The organism is Pseudoalteromonas sp. (assembly GCF_036960685.1).
Classification (GTDB): Bacteria; Pseudomonadota; Gammaproteobacteria; order Enterobacterales; family Alteromonadaceae; genus Pseudoalteromonas.
Genome location: NZ_JBALXK010000007.1, coordinates 16,394 through 34,826, shown reverse-complemented (window position 1 = coordinate 34,826; position 18,433 = coordinate 16,394). Strand labels below are relative to the sequence as shown.

The window sequence follows — 18,433 nt, the reverse complement described above, 5'->3', positions numbered from 1 at the left end:
TTAAGTGGTCAAAAGTATTGGGAGATGAACCTGCACTTAAAGTTTGTTTTGGATTATTCTTTACTATCAATATGTTAAAAATTATTTTTCACTTGGCACAACCTTTGATTAAGTAATAGCGACTAACTTAATAACACAATAAGGAATACCATTATGAAAAGCATTATTAAACTATCTGTTGCAGCGCTTTTGGTTGTTGGCTCTACACAAGCAAGTGCAAATGACGGTCAATTAGACATCACTCAAACACTTTCAAACAATATCGCACATTACATAGAAAGTACGAGTAATGAATTACAAAGTAAATTAAAAGAATCATTGTTTCATGATTCGCAAAAACTGTTAAACGAGTTACTTTCGCTTCAAAGTGAACAACTAGTTGAAGCTAATGTTGTAGAAAACACACCATCGCCTGTTGCAACTAACAATGCGTCGAATGTTGAGGGTTAAGACAATGAGCAGCGAACTTGGATTATTAGCTTTAATGTTAGCACCTGTAGTGAGCTTGTTGAGTGCATATGCATCAGTTGAACTACTGCGTAATGTGGGGCAATGGCTAAATTTAGGTTAATTGGGGTATAGCTAAGTAATGATCAGTAACATTGATCTTATTCGCTGCGGTGCACGTAACGTAATGCATAGTTAAACTGATGTAGTAAGCCTTATGAAACGTGCAATCTTTCCATTACCGGTGTTTATTTTACCTAGCGGGTATACGCGGTTACGTATTTTTGAATCTCGCTATCTTGATATGGTTAAGGAATCATTAAAAACCGAGCAAGGATTTGTACTGTGTCAATACGATGTTGACAGTTATCTTAATGTTCCGCAATACGGTTGTTTAGTCGATATTATTGACTTTTCACAAGACGAACAAGGGCAATTATTGATTGATGTCGTCGCGAAGTCGGTAGTTGAAATTAGCGATGTAAGCGAAAATAAACAACAATTACGCTATGGCCAGTTATCGTCAACACGCAGCACTTTTTGGTTTCAGCAACCTCACCAATTACTAGATAAAGATAAATGCTTAAAAACGGCTTTACAGCAGCTTTTTACTGCTAATCCACAATTAAACGATTTATACCGTGAAACTCAGTTTGATGAACTTAATTGGGTTGTAGCCCGGTGGCTCGAGCTGTTACCTATCTCAATTGATAAAAAACAACAACTTGCCTTTAAATCTGACTTTGCGAATATTCACTCTTTCCTCCATACTGTGATTAATAACGAATTTTCCTAATTAATATGATCCCTCTGTAATTTTGCAGCGTATTGCTCCTGTAAGAAAACTAATAGGAATATTAAGATGGTAAGTCAACAACCAGCTACACGTTGTGAACCTAACACAGGTAATTATACTGCCATGCCAGAAACGCCGAGCCAAGAGCTAGCTGATGCCTTATCGGCTGTCGCCGTGAAGCGTGATAAACAAGCGTTTGCTTATTTATTTGCTTATTTTTCGCCAAAAATTAAACGTTTTGGTATTAAACAATTTAATTCTGATGCGCAAGCTAAGGAGCTTGTGCAAGAAACACTAACTTCGGTATGGCGTAAAGCACACCTGTACAATAACGATAAAGGTGCCGCAACTACTTGGGTCTATACCGTGATGAGAAATGCCTCATTCGACATGCTGAGAAAAATGAAAAGTAATAAAGAAGAGCATATCAGTGAAGATATTTGGCCATTGGTCGAACAGCACGCAAACTCAGACTATGAATTTAGTGATCATCTTGAAAACCAGCAAATAAAAAACTATTTGGATAAATTGCCTCAAGCGCAACGGGATGTAGTTAAAGGGGTGTACTTTCAAGATATGTCTCAGGAGCAACTGGCAGAGCAGCTAAATATTCCTGTAGGTACAGTTAAATCACGTTTACGATTAGCGTTACAAAAATTACGCAATGAAATGGGAGACCGCAATGATTAAACATCACCCAAGCGATGCGTTATTAGCGCAGTATTGTAATGCGTCACTACCAGCAAGTTTAAGTGTTGCCGTGGCTATTCATGTAGAAATGTGTGAATGTTGCCAAGCGCAAGTTAAGCGCTTAGAAGCACAAAATGCCAATGCCATCTTTGCTCAACCTGATTTGTCTATTGATGAAGAGCTCAGTGGTGATGCGATGTCATTATTTGCTGCAATCACAGCCAGCGATGAGGTTGACGAAGTGTATGAAGTGTCGCCGCAAACCATTGCTATAACTAAGCAATATAGTTATCAATTACCACGTGCACTTGCACGTATTCCACACAGTAAATTTATGCAAATGGGAAAATTATCTCGTTCTCGTATTGCCCTTGAAGATGGCGCGTTGCGCTCAAGTTTATTGCACATCGATGCTGGCGGCGAGATCCCAGAGCACACCCACACAGGTTTTGAGTTAACTTTATTACTCGATGGTGAGTTTAGCGATGAAGACGGTGATTATGTTGCTGGCGATTTTATGTGGTTAGATGGCCGTCATCAACATACCCCCACGACGAAAGATGGCTGTTTATGCTACACAGTTGTCAGCAGTGCACTACACTTTAATAAAGGCTTAAGTAAGTTACTTAATCCAATCGGTAGTTTAATTTACTAGGACTATTTACTAGGGATCGCATGGTGCAATCGAGTATTAAAATAGGTATCAGTGCCTGCCTTGCAGGTGAAAAAGTACGCTTTGACAGTGGCCATAAAAAATCTAATTTTTGTATGGATGAGTTGGCTAAACATGTTGAATATAAACGTTTTTGCCCTGAAGTTGCGGTAGGGTTACCAATCCCTCGCCCAACAATTAGACAAGTTAGAGTAGGTGACACTATCAAAGTGTGTCGCCCTGATGGCAGTGGTGACGTTGGCCCTAAATTGACGGAATATGGGAAGCGGGTTGCCACCGAGCAATCGGCAGAGCTTAGTGGTTTTGTATTTTGTGCTAAAAGCCCTAGTTGCGGTATGGAGCGGATCAAAATATACAATGAAGCTGGTACCGGTAATACCTCTGAAGGGGTTGGTTTTTTTGCAGAGCAAATAATGGCGCATAATCCATTATTGCCTTGTGAAGAAAATGGCCGGCTAAATGACATACATTTACGTGAAAACTTCGTAATGCGGGTGTTTACCTACAAAAATTGGCAATTATTACGCGAACAGCCTGTAACGGTTCATCGATTAACTCAGTTTCATGCACAATATAAATACCTGTTAATGGCCCATAATTATCAAGCATATCGCGATTTAGGAAACTTACTAGGTACCTATGAGGGTCGTGATTTTGAAACACTGGCAGATAGTTACATCAGTGGTTTGATGGCTGCATTGAAAAGACCCGCATCACGGAAAAATAATAGTAATACCTTAATGCACTTACAGGGTTACTTTAAAAAGCAGCTATCTAAAATTGAAAAACAAGAATTACGCGATGCGATCGATGAGTACCGTGCAGGTTTAGTACCTTTGTATGTCCCGCTTACACTGTTGAAGCATCACTTAAAAGTGCACCCAAATGAATACTTAGCAAAGCAAGTGTACTTTAATCCTTATCCAAACGAATTAAAATTACGCTACGGAATTTAATGAACACTGTATTTTGGTTTAGGCGCGATCTGCGCCTTTTTAATAATCGTGCCCTTTATCAAGCAATCGAAATTGGGTGTAAAGATGCTATTTTTTTTATCACTGAGCAACAATGGCAGCGCCATGGTGTTGCGCCAATTCAGATTGATTTGCTCAAGCGTAGGCTCGACTACTTAGGTCAATTATTAGCTGATAACGGCATTACATTACATATTATCGATAGTGGCGATTATAACGGCTGTGTGCAACAGTTAACGGCATTTTGCAAGCAACATGGCGTATCAAGTGTATACGCGAATAAAGAATATGAAATTAATGAAGTTGAGCGTGATCAGGCTTTTTTAAAACATAGCGATGAAGTTGGCATTTCATTGCTGTTGTTTGATGGTGATGTAATTGCGCCACCGGGTACAGTGCTTAATCAAAGCGGTGAAATGTTCAAAGTATTTACGCCATTTAAAAATGCTTGGCTAAAGCAGTATCATGACACGCATTTTTATTTTCAGCCCCTGCCGACAATGTTCAGCACAATTACTTGGCAGGGCTGTGCGTTATTAAGCACGGATAATATCTCCCACAAATGGCCAGTCGATGACGAGTCTCTCAGCCAAGTTTGTGATCGATTTATTCGTGACAAGCTACTCAGTTATAAAGACCAACGAGACATCCCCAGTATTAAAGGCACATCGGGTTTAAGTCCTTATTTAGCACTGGGGATTGTTTGTGTTCATCAATTAATCGCTTTGGTACAGCAACAGCATATTGATGTATTGAGCAGCTCTAAAAGCAACTTATTTACCTGGGTAAACGAATTAGTGTGGCGTGAATTTTATCGTCATTTAATCGTGGCTTATCCAAAGCTCAACAAATACCAAAACTTTAATGAAAAGTATGATCCCGTTCAGTGGCGCACTGATGATGCTGATTTTACAGCCTGGTGCCAAGGTAAAACGGGTTATCCACTGGTCGATGCCGCGATGAGGCAATTGCTTCAAACGGGTTGGATGCATAACCGACTGCGTATGGTGGTCGCCAGCTTTTTGACCAAGCATTTGCTGATTGATTGGCGCAAAGGTGAGCGTTTTTTTATGCAGCACTTAATTGATGGTGACTTAGCGTCAAACAATGGTGGTTGGCAATGGGCGGCCAGTACCGGTTGTGATGCGCAGCCTTATTTCAGGATATTTAATCCCATCACACAAAGCGAACGTTTTGATCCAGAAGGTGAATTCATTCGTAAGTATATACCGGAGCTTACGTCGGTACCGAGCAAGCATATTCATTTCCCGCATGCATATTTAGCGTTACAGGGAAGCGATAAAAATAAGTACTGGCCAGCAATTGTAGATCATAAAGCGGCTCGCCAACGGGCGCTTGACGCATTTAAGGTATGACATGGGTAACCACAAAACGGAAAAGTTTATTGAAGTTTATCAGTCACTCAATAAAGACAATTTATTTTTATTGGGTGAGATTTATCATCCGGATATTGCGTTTAAAGATCCCCTCCATCAGGTAACTGGCTTAACTGAATTAACAGACTATTTTTCAGGCCTCTATAGCAACTTGTCTTATTGTCAATTTATCATCAGTGATGCCGTTAGCACCGATGATAAGGCATTTGTGTATTGGACAATGCAGTACGCGCACCCAAAGCTCAATGGGGCGCAGCAAATAGATGTTGAAGGGCACAGTTACTTGCTTTTCAATGGCGAGAAAATCATTAGCCATAGAGATTATTTTGACGTAGGTGCTTTGTTATATCGCCATATTCCACTCCTTGGATCTGTTATTAAACACATAGATAAAAAGGCAGCACAATCATGATCACTTTGATAACTGGCGCGACCTCTGGAATAGGGGAGCAACTAGCAAAACAATACGCAAGTGCGGGTGATACTGTAATTGCGTGTGGCAGAAATCAAGATAAATTAAATGCACTTGCGCAGTTTGATAATATTACAGCATGTCAATTTGATGCCACCGAAATTCAACAGATACGCCTTGCAACAGCAGCTTATCCTAATTTAGACCGAGTGATTCTTAATGCCGGGAATTGTGAGTATGTCGATGATGCGCGTAACTTCGATAGCAGCTTATTTACCCGCGTTGTGACAACCAACTTGCTCAGTATGGGGTACTGCCTAGAAGTACTGTTACCTAAAATAAAAGCGGGTGGCCAGCTGGTGCTGGTCAGCTCAAGTGTGACTTATTTACCCCTACCGCGCTCAGAGGCGTATGGAGCGTCCAAGGCGGGAGTTAGCTATTTAGCTAAAAGTTTAGCCATTGATTTAAATGATATTGATGTCACCTTAGTGCACCCTGGTTTTGTTAAAACACCACTGACAGATAAAAACGACTTTCCCATGCCAATGGCCGTAACCGCTGAAAAAGCGGCTGATTATATTATTAAAGGCGTGGCAAAAAGACGCAAAGAAGTGCATTTTCCTTATCGGTTTACCCTCATTTTAAAATGTTTACGTATATTGCCATTACCACTTTGGCTTAAACTTGCAAAAGGATTAACGCGTTGAAAAAAATCGCTATTATAGGGTCGGGAATAGCCGGCTTAAGTTGTGCACAGCTACTGCATAAGAAGTACGATGTCACCATTTTTGAAAAAAACAATTACATTGGCGGACACACAGCGACAGTCGATGTGCTCGTAGATGGCAATGAATACGCAGTAGACACCGGTTTTATCGTTTTTAACGACCGTACTTATCCCAACTTTGAGAAATTACTAAAACGTATTGGTGTTGAGCGAAAGCCCACGCAAATGAGCTTCAGTGTGCATAATGAGCAAACGGGCTTTGAATACAATGGCCATACCTTTACCAGTTTATTTGCTCAAAAACGTAATATATTTCGTCCGCGATTTTGGAAATTGCTCAGTGACATTGTGCGTTTCAATAAATTATGTAAGTCATTACACGCAGCGAATCAATACCAGCAAGGGCAAACATTAGGTGCGCTACTTGACCAACACGGCTTTAACGATTTTTTCCGCTATCATTACATTTTGCCAATGGGTGCGGCGATTTGGTCTACCAGTATTAAAGAAATGAGTAATGTGGGTGTTGAGTTTTTTGTAAAATTTTTCTTTAATCATGGCTTACTTGATATAACTAATCGACCGCAGTGGTATGTGATCCCAGGTGGTTCGCGTGAATACATAGCCCCATTAATCAAAGGTTTTGCAGACAAAATTCAGCTTAATAGTCAGATCAAAACAATAATAAGAAATGAGCAAATGAGCACCATTGAGTTTGCTGATGGTCACACAGAAACGTTTGATAAAGTTATTTTTGCGTGTCATTCAGATCAGGCACTAGCTTTAATTAATGAGCCAACGGCGGATGAGCAAATGGTTCTCGGTGCTATTCCATACACTGAAAACTCTGTGATCTTACACACCGATACAGGGTTATTACCAAAGCGAAAAGCAGCGTGGGCAAGCTGGAATTACTTGTTAAATGATAATACTGACAAGGCCGCAGTGGTAACGTATCAAATGAATATTTTGCAAGGTATACAAAGCGATACTCAATTTTGCGTGACCTTAAATCACCGCGAGGGTATTGATAGAGCAAAGATCCTACGTGAATTTACTTATCATCATCCCGTGTTTAACAAAGCATCAATTGCCGCTCAGCAGCAAAAACCATTAATTGATGGCGTAAACAATAGCTTTTTTTGCGGCGCATATTGGTACAACGGTTTTCATGAAGATGGTGTGAGAAGTGCGGTTGATGTAGCACGCCAGCTTGGGGTTGAGTTTGACTAGCGCGGTTTATGTTGGCGATGTTAAACATCGCCGATTTGCTGTTAAAGCACATCAATTTAAATATCCCATGTATATGATGTGGGTTGATTTAATGGCACCGGATTCTTTAGACGGCATTCATCCTTGGCTTGGTACGAAAGGATTGAAGGCACTAAAATTTTGTCAACAAGATTACCTAGAATACGCAGAGCAACCGCAACAAGCGATCAGCCAACGTGCGCTTGCTAGAATTGCAATACTTGGCGTTTCAGACTCATTTACAGGTGTTTATATGCTTGGGCAGCTGCGTTGCTTAGGAGTTTATTTTAGCCCTGTGAATTTCTATTTTTATCAAACGGCAGCAGGTGATTTCACTCACATGGTTGCTGAGGTGAGCAATACTCCGTGGAACGAGCGACATTACTATTTAGTACCACTTGAAAAAAAAGTGAACTTTAAAAAAGCTTTTTCCGTATCACCTTTCATGGATCTCGATATGAACTATCATTGGCATATACGTTTTAATAAAGATAACACCATGATACATATTGAAAATAAAAAAGATGACCAACTGTTGTTTGACGCCACACTGAGGCTTGAACGACAAACGTTAACTAAGGCTGCGATCAGTCGCTTGTTAAAACAGTTTCCAGCAATGACGTGGAGTATTTTTAAAGGTATTTACGTTCACGCTTTTAAGTTGTTTTGTAAGCGCGTGCCTTTTATAGGTCATTCAGGTAACGGCAGTTAACACACTGCGATTAAATTTTAGGTGAAGTTATGGAAAAAGTGTCCAATTTAGAAAATGGGCAATCGCGCGATTGGCTAGTAAAAGTATATAAAAAGCTTGTATTTGGTGCGTTTAATAGCCTCAAAGTTGGCCATATTACTTTAGTCCATGGCAATGATGTGATGCATTTTGGCGACCAACACAGTCAACTTAAGGTGCAGTTAACCGTTCACAATGCTGCAATGTATAAAGCGTTTGCCTTATCTGGCAGTGTTGGTGCGGGAGAGTCTTACATACTGGGTCATTGGGACTGCGATAATTTAACTGCACTGATTGAAATTTTTGCGATAAATCAGGCTGAGTTGGATGCCTTTGAGAAGAAATTTGCATTTTTCAGCAATATTTATTTTCGTCTTAATCATTTTAAAAATAAAAACTCGCAACATGGTTCGAAAAAGAACATTGTTGCCCATTATGATTTAGGCAACGACCTCTATTCATCGTTTTTAAGCACTGAGATGCTTTATTCATGTGCTGTTTACCCAGCAAAAGAAGCAACTCTTGAGCAAGCGCAAAGTCATAAACTGGATTTAATTTGTCAGCAAGTCGATTTACAACACGGCGACACCGTGATTGAAATTGGCACCGGCTGGGGGGCATTTGCTATCCATGCGGCAACGCATTATGGCTGCCACGTGACCACCACGACAATTTCTGATGAGCAGCATGCTTATGTGGCACAAAAAATAGCCGAGTTAGGGCTTGCAGATAAAATCACGTTATTGAAACAAGATTACCGCCTACTTGAAGGGCGTTACGACAAGCTGGTTTCAATAGAAATGATTGAAGCGGTTGGCCATGAATTTTTGCCAAGCTTTTTTCAAAAGTGTAATGAGTTATTAAAAGAGTCTGGCGCTATGTTGATCCAGGCAATCACTATCGGCGATCAACGTTATCAGCATTATTTAAAAAACTCAGACTTTATTCAGCAATATATTTTCCCAGGTGGTTGTTTGCCATGCATTGACGAAATGAATAAGCAAATCAAACAACAAACAGATATGGTCGTACACAGTATTAAAGACATTGGTGTTCATTACGCAAGAACTTTGGCCGATTGGCGAACGCGGTTTATAGCAAGTTGGCCTGAGATCGATAAAGTAAAGTTTGATCAGCGGTTTTATCGTTTATGGTTGTTCTATTTAGCGTACTGCGAAGGTGCATTTCGTACTCGGGCAACCAGCACCGTCCACTTAGTGGCTCGTAAGCCACGTTTTAGTCACTCGGGTGATGATATTGCACTCAGTTATTAATTTCGCGCTGTTCCAAGGGGTCTGGTTTATGGCCTTACTCCTTGAAGAGAGCGCAAATCTGCCTATTGCTGCTGTGCTAGTGCTAATGCTGTTGTTATCAAAACAACGTAAGCAAGATTTACTGCTGCTATTGCTTGGCCTTAGTATCGCGCTTGGTTTTGAATACCTTATGGTGCAATTAAATTTCCTTGGTTTTAAATCAAATCCTTACCCAGTTTGGTTTGTATTACTGTGGAGTGCACTACTTTTGACCGTGAATACCTCAATGCAATTCTTAACTCGACTACCTTGGTATTTATCAGTTGGTGTGTGCGCTATGTTTGCACCTGCTAGTTATTGGGCTGGTGCTCGGTTTGAGGTGATAACAATTGCACAGCCATTGTGGCTATTTTGGTTGGTGTATGGCCTTAGCTGGGCGCTGATGTTTAATTGCATTATTTTTGTGAATAAAAAAATGGCTATATATGTTCATTTGGGCGAACAATCAAAGCACTAACTACGTATCAATATCGACTACTAAAAGGATCCGTTATGCGTAAACCTATCACTTCTTTGCTAAGTATCCCTTTGTTACTGCTATCAATGAATAGCATGGCAACAGAGTTTAAACAGGTAGGGCAGAGCCGCTTTGAATATTATTTTTGGGATGTCTATGATGCAAAACTTGCCACTCCCTCAGGGCAGTACCAGTTTGGTCAACATCCGAGTAAGTTATCGTTAACTTATTTAAGGGACTTTGCAGCCAAAGATATTGTTAAAGCGACGAATGAGCAATGGCAACATTTAGGGAAAACTGACCTGATTGGTAAGTACGATAAAGAGCTACTTGCGTTATGGCCCGATATTAAAGAAGGCGAAACACTGTCCTTTATAACTGATGAGCAAGGGGACGGCACTTTTTATCATAATGATACTAAGCTCGGTGCAATTGCTGACAGTGAGTTTGCTGATAACTTTTTAGCGATTTGGCTATCGCCACAAACGTCTGAACCAACAATGCGTAAACAATTAATCGGGGAGCAAAAATGAAAAAGCTCACGTCAGTATTCACATTATTTTTTTGTATTTTATTAGTCAGCTGTGTTGCCCCTGATGTAGAACATTATCAGGGCAGTAATCCTGAATTTAATTTTAAGCAATTCTTTAATGGCAAACTCAAAGCATATGGCGTTGTGCAGGATTACAGCGGTGAATTAACCCGTAAGATGGTCGTTGATATGAACGCCAGCTGGGATGGCAATCAGGGCGTGATAGAAGAAGATTTCGTTTACGATGACGGAGAAAAACAACGCCGCGTGTGGAAAATCACTTTAAATGACGATAATACGCTAACGGGCACTGCATCGGATGTCATTGGTATTGCTAAAGGAAGCAGTAATGGCAGTGTGTTTCATTGGCAATATACCCTTGAGTTACCCTATGGAGATGACACCATTGAAGTTAATTTAGATGATTGGATGTACTTGGTAACACAATCGCGCTTGATTAACCGCACAGCTATTGATAAGTTTGGCATTGAGGTCGGGGAAGTGACCTTAGTTATCGAAAAAGTGGAATGATAAACAAATTGTCATATTGATTTGCTAACAACTTGATTATATTCACTGTTGGTTAATGTTTAAATCAGTATTTATTTGGGCAATTATTTAAAATTTACTCATTTTTTAAGAATTTACGTAAAAAAGGCAATTTGCTGTTGCCAATCCTTAAAAAATGCATAAAGATAGGTTTTGCGAAGGCAAAATAATAACGAATAGGAATTTAACAAATGAATAAAGCTCAATTAGTTGAAAAAATCGCTACTGATGCAGAGATCTCTAAAGCAGCAGCAACACGTGCACTTGATGCATTCACTGGTGCTGTTACCTCTTCTTTAAAAGATGGTAATTCAGTTGCACTAGTTGGTTTCGGTACTTTCTCTGTAAAAGAGCGTGCTGCACGTACTGGCCGTAATCCACAAACTGGTGCAGAAATTCAAATTTCAGCGGCAACTATCCCAAGCTTTAAAGCGGGTAAAGGTCTTAAAGATCAAGTTAATCCTTAATCGATTTAATTGATTAAATAAAAAAGGGCTAATTAGCCCTTTTTTTGTGTCTGCGATAAATCTCGATTTAGGCTTTTAACGCTTTATCACCACGACCAATGCCAACAGCACCAGAGCGTACAACTTCGACTATGTCTGTTTCATGTCGCAGAGTATCTAAAAATGATTCGATTTTATCAGTGCTACTCACAAGCTGTAATGTATAACTGTTACGTCCCATGTCTAAAATAGCACCTTGAAACACATCAACAACACGTGTAACGGCGGCACGTTTCGCTTCATCTTGTGCAAATACTTTAACTAATAACAGTTCACGCTCGATGTGTGCCATTTCCGTCAGATCAATAATTTTCAATACATCAACTAACTTATTCACCTGTTTGGTGATTTGCTCAACTACGCGGTCATCACCCATAGTGGTGATGGTGATACGCGATAACGAATGATCGTCCGTTGTGCCTACGGTTAAACTATCGATATTGTAGGCGCGTTGTGAGAACAGGCCAACGATGCGTGATAAAGAGCCTGGCTCATTCTCAAGTAAAATAGATAAGATACGGCGCATTATGCTTTCACTCCTTTACGTAACCACATGTCATCAACAGCCCCAAGTTTTATTTGCATCGGGTAAACATGTTCATTTTCATCAACCAGAATATCTAAAAAGACTAAACGATCATTTATCGCCATTGCTTTATCAATAGCAGGTTGCAGTTCTTCAAGCGTGTTAACGCGAATACCAACATGGCCATAACTTTCAGCAAGCTTAACGAAATCCGGAAGGGATTCCATATACGATGATGAATGACGGCCACCATATACCATGTCCTGCCATTGACGAACCATACCAAGCGAGCGGTTATTCAGTGACACCACTTTTACCGCTAAGTTATATTGCAAACAGGTTGATAGTTCTTGAATATTCATCTGAATCGAACCGTCGCCAGTGACACATACAGATTCTTTATCTGGAAAGGCAAGTTTTACTCCCATCGCAGCTGGTAAACCAAAGCCCATAGTGCCAAGGCCGCCTGAGTTAATCCATTGGCGCGGATTCTTAAACGGGTAGTACTGCGCTGCAAACATCTGATGTTGGCCAACATCAGAGCTAATGTAAGCATCACCATTGGTGGCTTTATAAATTGCCTCAATGACCGCCTGAGGCTTTATTTTGTCGCCTTCATGGTTATAGCTCAGGCATTTTTGTTCACGCCAACTGATGATTTGACGCCACCAATCTTCTTGCGCGCTGCGGTCAATTTTAATCGGGCTTTTATCTATTGCCGTTTGCAATTGCTCAAGTACCGTAGATAAACAACCCACCACAGGTATGTGCGCTTTTATGGTTTTAGAAATTGAAGTTGGATCGACATCAACATGGACTATGGTGGCGTTTGGGCAGAACTTTTTAACATTATTGGTTACCCTGTCATCAAAACGAGCACCTAACGCTAAAATCACATCCGCATTTGCCATCGCTTTATTTGCTTCAAGACTGCCGTGCATACCGAGCATGCCAACAAAGTTAGGATGCACACCGGAAATACCCCCTAAGCCCATTAAGGTATTCGTGATTGGTGCATTAAGTGACTCAACTAAATGAGTTAACTGCTCAGAGGTGTTTGAAATAACAATCCCGCCGCCAGAGTAGATGACTAATTTTTTTGCCTCTAAAATAGCCGTAACTGCTTTGCGAATTTGTTTTGGGTGGCCTTTGGTATTGGGGCTGTAGGTTCTAAGCTCGGTTGTGGCCGGAAAATTAAAATCAAATTTTAGTGCCGGGTTTAACATATCTTTTGGTAATTCTACTACCACAGGGCCTGGACGACCTGTACTGGCGATGTAAAAAGCTTTCGCTAAAATGGCCGGAATATCTTTGGCGCTGCGACAGTTAAAGCTATGTTTAACAATAGGTCGTGAACATCCAACAATATCCGTTTCCTGAAACGCATCATCACCAATTAAGTTGGTGGGTACTTGGCCAGATAACACCACCATTGGAATTGAATCCATATAGGCGGTTGCAATGCCAGTAATGCAATTGGTAGCACCAGGACCTGAAGTTGCTAAAACAACGCCCACTTCGCCGGTGGCGCGTGCATAGCCATCAGCCATATGGGTTGCTGCTTGTTCATGGCGCACTAAAATATGCTCAACATCATCTTGTTGAAATAATGCATCATATAAATCTAGTACTGAGCCACCGGGGTAGCCAAATATATATTTTACCTTTAATGCTTTTAATGCCTGAACTACTAGTTCGGAGCCATTATATTGTTGTGTACTCATCCTCATTCCTCTGCGTGCCTAATACCATTGTAAAATAACGAATTGAGTGTGTTCATTCTTTTAGCTATTTAATTGCAATGGCATTGTATTTTAAATGCATAAAAAAACCCCCGCGGAAGGCGGGGGTTTTTAAAAAGCGTTTTCACCTTCTAATACATCCCCACTGGGCTTAAGACTAAGACCAGTACGAGTACATTGACAAGGTGACGTTGAATATTCATAGCGTTATTTTTCTTCTATTTGTGCTGTTATAAATTTTTTAATGGCTGATTACATTGCGCTACTAAAAGAACACAACTCATTCACTAATTTTAATACCCTTATTTTTAAAGCTTTTGCTAATCGATGTCAACCGTGAATGTGAAAACTTGCATTAAATTTCCAAATTAAATGAATTTTCATTTTAAAGTTGCTTTAATTTGTAATTAAAGTGACAAAAATAAAAGAAATTATGCGATTTGGCGTTAGTGAACTTTTTACTTGCCCGCATCGTAAAATAACATGTGCCTTTTTAAATTGTTCGCTATGATGGCAACAACTAAGTGGTAAGTAGGTGATAAAGTGAAATACGCGCAATTGTTGTTTGCCCTGAGCTTGGCATCGTTAAGTCAATCGGTTTTGGCAAAGTCACAATCAAATAGCCCAACTGATATTGGTGTGATCAACAAAGATCGGATCCTCTATTGGTTAGATAAACGCGGGCAACTTGAAGCTCAGTCCGACTCGCAAGCTGTGTTAACAGATTATATTGGCCAGGGCGGCAGTCAGATTTTTCACCGTCCTCCTACATCGCAGGCAGTACTTAATCAACAGCGCAGCATGTCTAAGCGCATGGCAAGTGTTTCTGCACAGCAACCAAATGAGCAAAAAAATACCGTTAAGGTATTGGTCGTTTTAGTTGATTTTCCTGATTTACCACATGATCAAAATGGCTTAGAAGCTGCGGATACAGATATGTTCTACGCAGATTACAGCACCGAACATTATCAGCAAATGTTATTCGCAACTGCAGGGTACTCAGGGCCACAACAGCAAACTTTGCAAACTGCGTATCAGTATTATCAACAAGCTTCGGGCGAAAGTTTAGCGTTTACAGGTAAAGTATATGGTTGGGTAACAGCGGATAATGAGGCAAAAACCTATGGCGCTCGTCAAGGTGATAATAATGATATAGATGCCCCCAGTTTAGTACATGAAGCGGTAGAAAAAGCGGTTTCGAAATTCAATATCAATTTAGCCGATTATGATTTAACCGATTTAGATGATCGAGATGAGGATGGTATAACAAACGAGCCGGATGGCATCATCGACCATGTAATGATTTTTCATTCGAGTGTGGGTGAAGAAGCGGGGGGTGGTTTACTTGGCACCGATGCGATTTGGTCTCATCGCTTTTATGTGTATGATGAAAATAATCAAGCTACAGTGATTGATGGCAGTAGCACTCGTTTATTTGGCTATACAATTAATCCAATTGATGCCGGAATAGGTGTGGTAGTTCATGAATTTGGGCATGATTTAGGCTTGCCTGATGAATATGATTTAACAGGGAGTAATCTTGGTGAGCCGGTGGCGTCTTGGTCAGTCATGTCGGGGGGCAGTTGGGCAGGAGCTCCGCGAGGCTCGCAACCTGTGATGTTTAGTCCATACGCCTTAGAGTATTTGCAAAATCGTTATCAGGGTAATTGGCTTAATCAAAAAAGTATTACTTTAGATGAAGTTGCCACCAATACACAACAGATATTACAGCACAGTAGTGGTACATCAACCCAGCTTAATCAGTTAAAAGTAACGCTACCTATTGCGCTTGAGCCGTTTTATGATGCGGTAGAAGGGCGTTTTCAGTACTACTCTGGGAGCGGTGATAATATCGCCAATAGTATGACGTTTACTATTGAATTGCCTGCAAGTACACAGCCCACTTATCTTGATTTAAGCACTTATTACAGTATTGAAACTGATTATGATTATGCGCAAGTATTGGTTAATGGCCAAGCAATGGCATCCGAGTATACCAAAGATAACAATCCTTTTTATATGCAACTAGGCCATTACATTACAGGGTCATCAAGCGCTGTGGCGGGTAGTCAGCAGCCGAATAGTTTTTTACGCCACCGTTTTGAATTATCAGACTTTGCAGGGCAGAGTATTACTCTAAGCTTGACTTATCAGTCTGATATTTATACTAATTACTTTGGCTTCGTGGTTGACGATTTGCGTATCAGCCAAGGTAATAAGTTAGTTTGGCAAGATAATGCAGAGCTAACCTCAATGGCGCAGTTAACTGGTTTTAGTCGGGTCGGTTCATATATTTATTCAAAGCCACAACACTACTACTTACAATTACGCAGCTATTTTGGCATAGACAGTGGCCTGCAAGTTGAACAGTATTCTCCAGGTTTATTGCTGTGGTCTGCTAATGAGAAGTTTTCAGATAATAACGTGCCAGAACACCTCGGTGAGGGAATGATACTGGTAGTGGACGCAGATCAGAATAGTATTAATCGAGGCACAACTAATAGCCCTGCAAATACCACTATTCAATTACGTGATGCGGCGTTTAGTATTTATGAGCAACGCCAGGGTCTGGGTGATCAACAGCTTAGCGGCATCACCGAGTTTGATGATCGTAATGATTATAGCTTTGCCCCACAGCCGGTATCTGGCGTAAAAATTACGCCCTACGGTTTTAATTTCTCCATTGTTGATCAAGCTGTTGATAATAGTTCAATTGAATTGAATTTAGGCTATACATCTGAGTCTGGGATAACTGTGATCACTAATGATCTTAAAGCAAGTTTTGCAATTAATGGCATGGCGTTAACCCCGACTGATAGCTTTAATTGGCAGTTTGGTGATGGCCAAAGCAGTGACGAATTAAACCCTAGTCATAAATTTGCTGACTACGGTAGTTATACCGTTAATTTTACTCGTACTAACGAGCAAGGCCAACAGTTCACAGAATCAACGAGTGTTCAGCTTATTGAACCTCTTTCTATTAATGGAATAGAAACGTCTATAGAGAGAGAAACTATAACTGCTCAAGTGTCACTTTCTGGCGGACAAGCGCCGTACAGTTACACATGGCAGCTAGGGGATGGCTCAACTGCATCAGGAAAAATTATCACGCATAGTTATCAACACAGTGGTGATTATACTATAAATGTTACTGTAACGGATGCTAATGATGAAATGCAATCTTTTGCAACATCGGTATCTGCACAGGTTTTATTCGCCGCGCAGGCTCAGTATAGCGCAAACGAATTACGTGTTAATTTTAGTAGTGAATTGCAAGGTGGTTTTAATAACTATGCTTATAGCTGGAACTTTGGTGATGGCAGTGTTGTAAGTGAGCTTGCCAACCCTTCCCATACATATAACCAAGCAGGAAGTTACACTGTTACTTTGACAGTATCTAACACTTCTCCAAGCGGTATTGAAGAAATATTGCCACCGATTCTGCTTACAGTGACAGTGCAAAAACAAGCCTCTAGTTCAGGATCCAGCGGCGGAAGCTTATTTTGGTTGCTACTAGTGCTACTGCCAGTGAGCTTCTTACGAAGGAAAATACGATAAAACAAGGACAAAAAAGCCAGTCGAAACTGGCTTTTTTCTTAGCGATTATTGTTCGTTGTAATTATAAACGGTCAATAACAGCTTGTGTGAAATCAGTCGTACCGTGGCTGCCGCCTAAATCGCGTGTAGTACGGTCGCCAGTTTTGATCACGTCAGCAACAGCACTGCGGATGCGCTCAGCAGTCTCGGCCATTTCTAAATGCTCTAACATTTGGATAGACGCTAGAATTACAGACGTTGGATTAGCTAAATTTTTACCTGCAATATCCGGTGCACTACCGTGAACGGCTTCAAAAATAGCGGCATCTTCACCAATATTAGCCCCTGGTGCCATACCTAAGCCGCCAACTAAACCAGCACATAAATCTGATAAAATATCACCAAACAGATTGGTTGTAACAATAACGTCAAACTCTTCTGGGCTCATAACAAGTTTCATACAGGTTGCATCAACAATCATTTCAGTTGATTCAATTTCAGGGTAACGCTCAGCAACTTCACGGGCTACTTTTAAGAATAAACCTGAGGTTGATTTTAAGATGTTAGCTTTATGAACAGCTGTTACTTTTTTGCGACCTTCACGTACTGCTAGTTCGTATGCAAACGTAACGATTTTTTCTGCACCGTCACGAGTGATCATAGACATTGCTTGTGCTTCGTTACCATCTTCAGAGGTTACTTGACCTAAACCTGAGTACATACCTTGGGTGTTTTCACGTACCGTGATGATATCAATGTCTTCATAACGAGCTTTAGTACCCACAAATGATTTTACTGGGCGAACATTAGCATATAAACCAAATTGCTTACGCAAGGTTACATTGATTGAAGTAAAACCTTCACCAACTGGCGTAGTTAGTGGGCCTTTAAGAGTAATTTTATTACGCGCAATAGTATCAATGGTATCTTGTGGTAATAATTCACCGGTCTTTTCTAGGGCTGCAAGACCTGCATCAACGAATTCATAATCAAAATCGCACCCTGCGGCTGTTAAGATCTCAAGGGCTGAATCAATAATACTCGGACCGATGCCGTCGCCTTTGATCACTGTGATGGTTTGTTTAGCCATGAACTTTTCCTATTACGAGTTAGAAATGCACGTAAATGTGTCGCATTATTGAACTGCGATAACTTGTTAGATTATTTACGTGAA

General features: G+C 40.5%; 19 protein-coding genes. 16 read left to right on the top strand and 3 right to left on the bottom strand.

The window, feature by feature from the left end; all coding sequences use genetic code 11:
- Window positions 1-153 precede the first annotated feature (153 nt).
- The 15 genes from V7783_RS07935 (at window position 154) to V7783_RS07865 (ending at window position 11,415) form a co-directional block, all read left to right on the top strand.
- Window positions 154-450: a hypothetical protein gene (locus V7783_RS07935; RefSeq protein WP_335678254.1), complete on the top strand. Its 297-nt coding sequence runs from the start codon at window positions 154-156 to the stop codon at window positions 448-450.
- A gap of 214 nt (window positions 451-664) precedes the next feature.
- Window positions 665-1,243, top strand: coding sequence for an LON peptidase substrate-binding domain-containing protein (locus V7783_RS07930; protein WP_335678253.1), 579 nt, complete (start codon window positions 665-667; stop codon window positions 1,241-1,243).
- Between the two features lie 66 nt (window positions 1,244-1,309).
- On the top strand, window positions 1,310-1,933 hold the full coding sequence (locus tag V7783_RS07925; protein ID WP_335678252.1) for a sigma-70 family RNA polymerase sigma factor: 624 nt from the start codon (window positions 1,310-1,312) through the stop codon (window positions 1,931-1,933).
- Window positions 1,926-2,588 (top strand): ChrR family anti-sigma-E factor, encoded by a 663-nt coding sequence (locus tag V7783_RS07920; RefSeq protein ID WP_335678251.1) that lies wholly within the window; start codon window positions 1,926-1,928, stop codon window positions 2,586-2,588. The genes V7783_RS07925 and V7783_RS07920 overlap by 8 nt, the downstream gene beginning before the upstream one ends.
- 20 nt (window positions 2,589-2,608) lie before the next feature.
- Window positions 2,609-3,562 (top strand): YbgA family protein, encoded by a 954-nt coding sequence (locus V7783_RS07915; protein WP_335678250.1) that lies wholly within the window; start codon window positions 2,609-2,611, stop codon window positions 3,560-3,562.
- Complete coding sequence (gene phrB, locus V7783_RS07910) at window positions 3,562-4,956, top strand: deoxyribodipyrimidine photo-lyase (protein ID WP_335678249.1); 1,395 nt, start codon at window positions 3,562-3,564, stop codon at window positions 4,954-4,956. The genes V7783_RS07915 and phrB overlap by 1 nt, the downstream gene beginning before the upstream one ends.
- A 1-nt stretch (window position 4,957) precedes the next feature.
- Complete coding sequence (locus V7783_RS07905) at window positions 4,958-5,389, top strand: nuclear transport factor 2 family protein (RefSeq protein WP_335678248.1); 432 nt, start codon at window positions 4,958-4,960, stop codon at window positions 5,387-5,389.
- Complete coding sequence (locus tag V7783_RS07900; protein ID WP_335678247.1) at window positions 5,386-6,096, top strand: SDR family NAD(P)-dependent oxidoreductase; 711 nt, start codon at window positions 5,386-5,388, stop codon at window positions 6,094-6,096. Before V7783_RS07905 ends, V7783_RS07900 begins: the two co-directional genes overlap by 4 nt.
- A complete protein-coding gene (locus V7783_RS07895) occupies window positions 6,093-7,349 on the top strand; it encodes an NAD(P)/FAD-dependent oxidoreductase (protein WP_335678246.1) in 1,257 nt (418 codons plus the stop codon). Before V7783_RS07900 ends, V7783_RS07895 begins: the two co-directional genes overlap by 4 nt.
- The gene (locus V7783_RS07890) at window positions 7,342-8,079 is read left to right on the top strand and encodes a DUF1365 domain-containing protein (protein WP_335678245.1); all 738 of its coding nucleotides are present in this window, start codon (window positions 7,342-7,344) and stop codon (window positions 8,077-8,079) included. Before V7783_RS07895 ends, V7783_RS07890 begins: the two co-directional genes overlap by 8 nt.
- Before the next feature lie 29 nt (window positions 8,080-8,108).
- Complete coding sequence (locus tag V7783_RS07885; RefSeq protein ID WP_335678244.1) at window positions 8,109-9,371, top strand: cyclopropane-fatty-acyl-phospholipid synthase family protein; 1,263 nt, start codon at window positions 8,109-8,111, stop codon at window positions 9,369-9,371.
- A complete protein-coding gene (locus V7783_RS07880; RefSeq protein WP_335678243.1) occupies window positions 9,349-9,867 on the top strand; it encodes a DUF2878 domain-containing protein in 519 nt (172 codons plus the stop codon). Before V7783_RS07885 ends, V7783_RS07880 begins: the two co-directional genes overlap by 23 nt.
- 35 nt (window positions 9,868-9,902) lie before the next feature.
- A complete protein-coding gene (locus V7783_RS07875; protein ID WP_442961352.1) occupies window positions 9,903-10,400 on the top strand; it encodes a chalcone isomerase family protein in 498 nt (165 codons plus the stop codon).
- On the top strand, window positions 10,397-10,930 hold the full coding sequence (locus tag V7783_RS07870) for a DUF3833 domain-containing protein (RefSeq protein WP_335678242.1): 534 nt from the start codon (window positions 10,397-10,399) through the stop codon (window positions 10,928-10,930). Before V7783_RS07875 ends, V7783_RS07870 begins: the two co-directional genes overlap by 4 nt.
- A gap of 209 nt (window positions 10,931-11,139) precedes the next feature.
- The gene (locus V7783_RS07865) at window positions 11,140-11,415 is read left to right on the top strand and encodes an HU family DNA-binding protein (RefSeq protein WP_064664984.1); all 276 of its coding nucleotides are present in this window, start codon (window positions 11,140-11,142) and stop codon (window positions 11,413-11,415) included.
- A 67-nt stretch (window positions 11,416-11,482) separates the two neighbouring features.
- Here V7783_RS07865 and ilvN read toward each other — a convergent pair whose 3' ends face one another.
- Window positions 11,483-11,980, bottom strand: a complete 498-nt coding sequence (gene ilvN, locus V7783_RS07860) for an acetolactate synthase small subunit (protein WP_283709221.1) — start codon at window positions 11,978-11,980, stop codon at window positions 11,483-11,485.
- The gene (locus V7783_RS07855; protein WP_335678241.1) at window positions 11,980-13,704 is read right to left on the bottom strand and encodes an acetolactate synthase 3 large subunit; all 1,725 of its coding nucleotides are present in this window, start codon (window positions 13,702-13,704) and stop codon (window positions 11,980-11,982) included. Before V7783_RS07855 ends, ilvN begins: the two co-directional genes overlap by 1 nt.
- Before the next feature lie 561 nt (window positions 13,705-14,265).
- On the opposite strand from V7783_RS07855, the gene V7783_RS07850 reads away from it, so the two are divergent.
- Window positions 14,266-17,280, top strand: a complete 3,015-nt coding sequence (locus V7783_RS07850) for an immune inhibitor A domain-containing protein (protein WP_335678240.1) — start codon at window positions 14,266-14,268, stop codon at window positions 17,278-17,280.
- A gap of 61 nt (window positions 17,281-17,341) precedes the next feature.
- On the opposite strand, the gene V7783_RS07845 is transcribed toward V7783_RS07850, so the two are convergent.
- Entirely contained in the window at window positions 17,342-18,349 is a 1,008-nt protein-coding gene (locus V7783_RS07845) for an isocitrate dehydrogenase (RefSeq protein WP_335678239.1), read from the bottom strand.
- Between the last annotated feature and the right edge of the window lie 84 nt (window positions 18,350-18,433).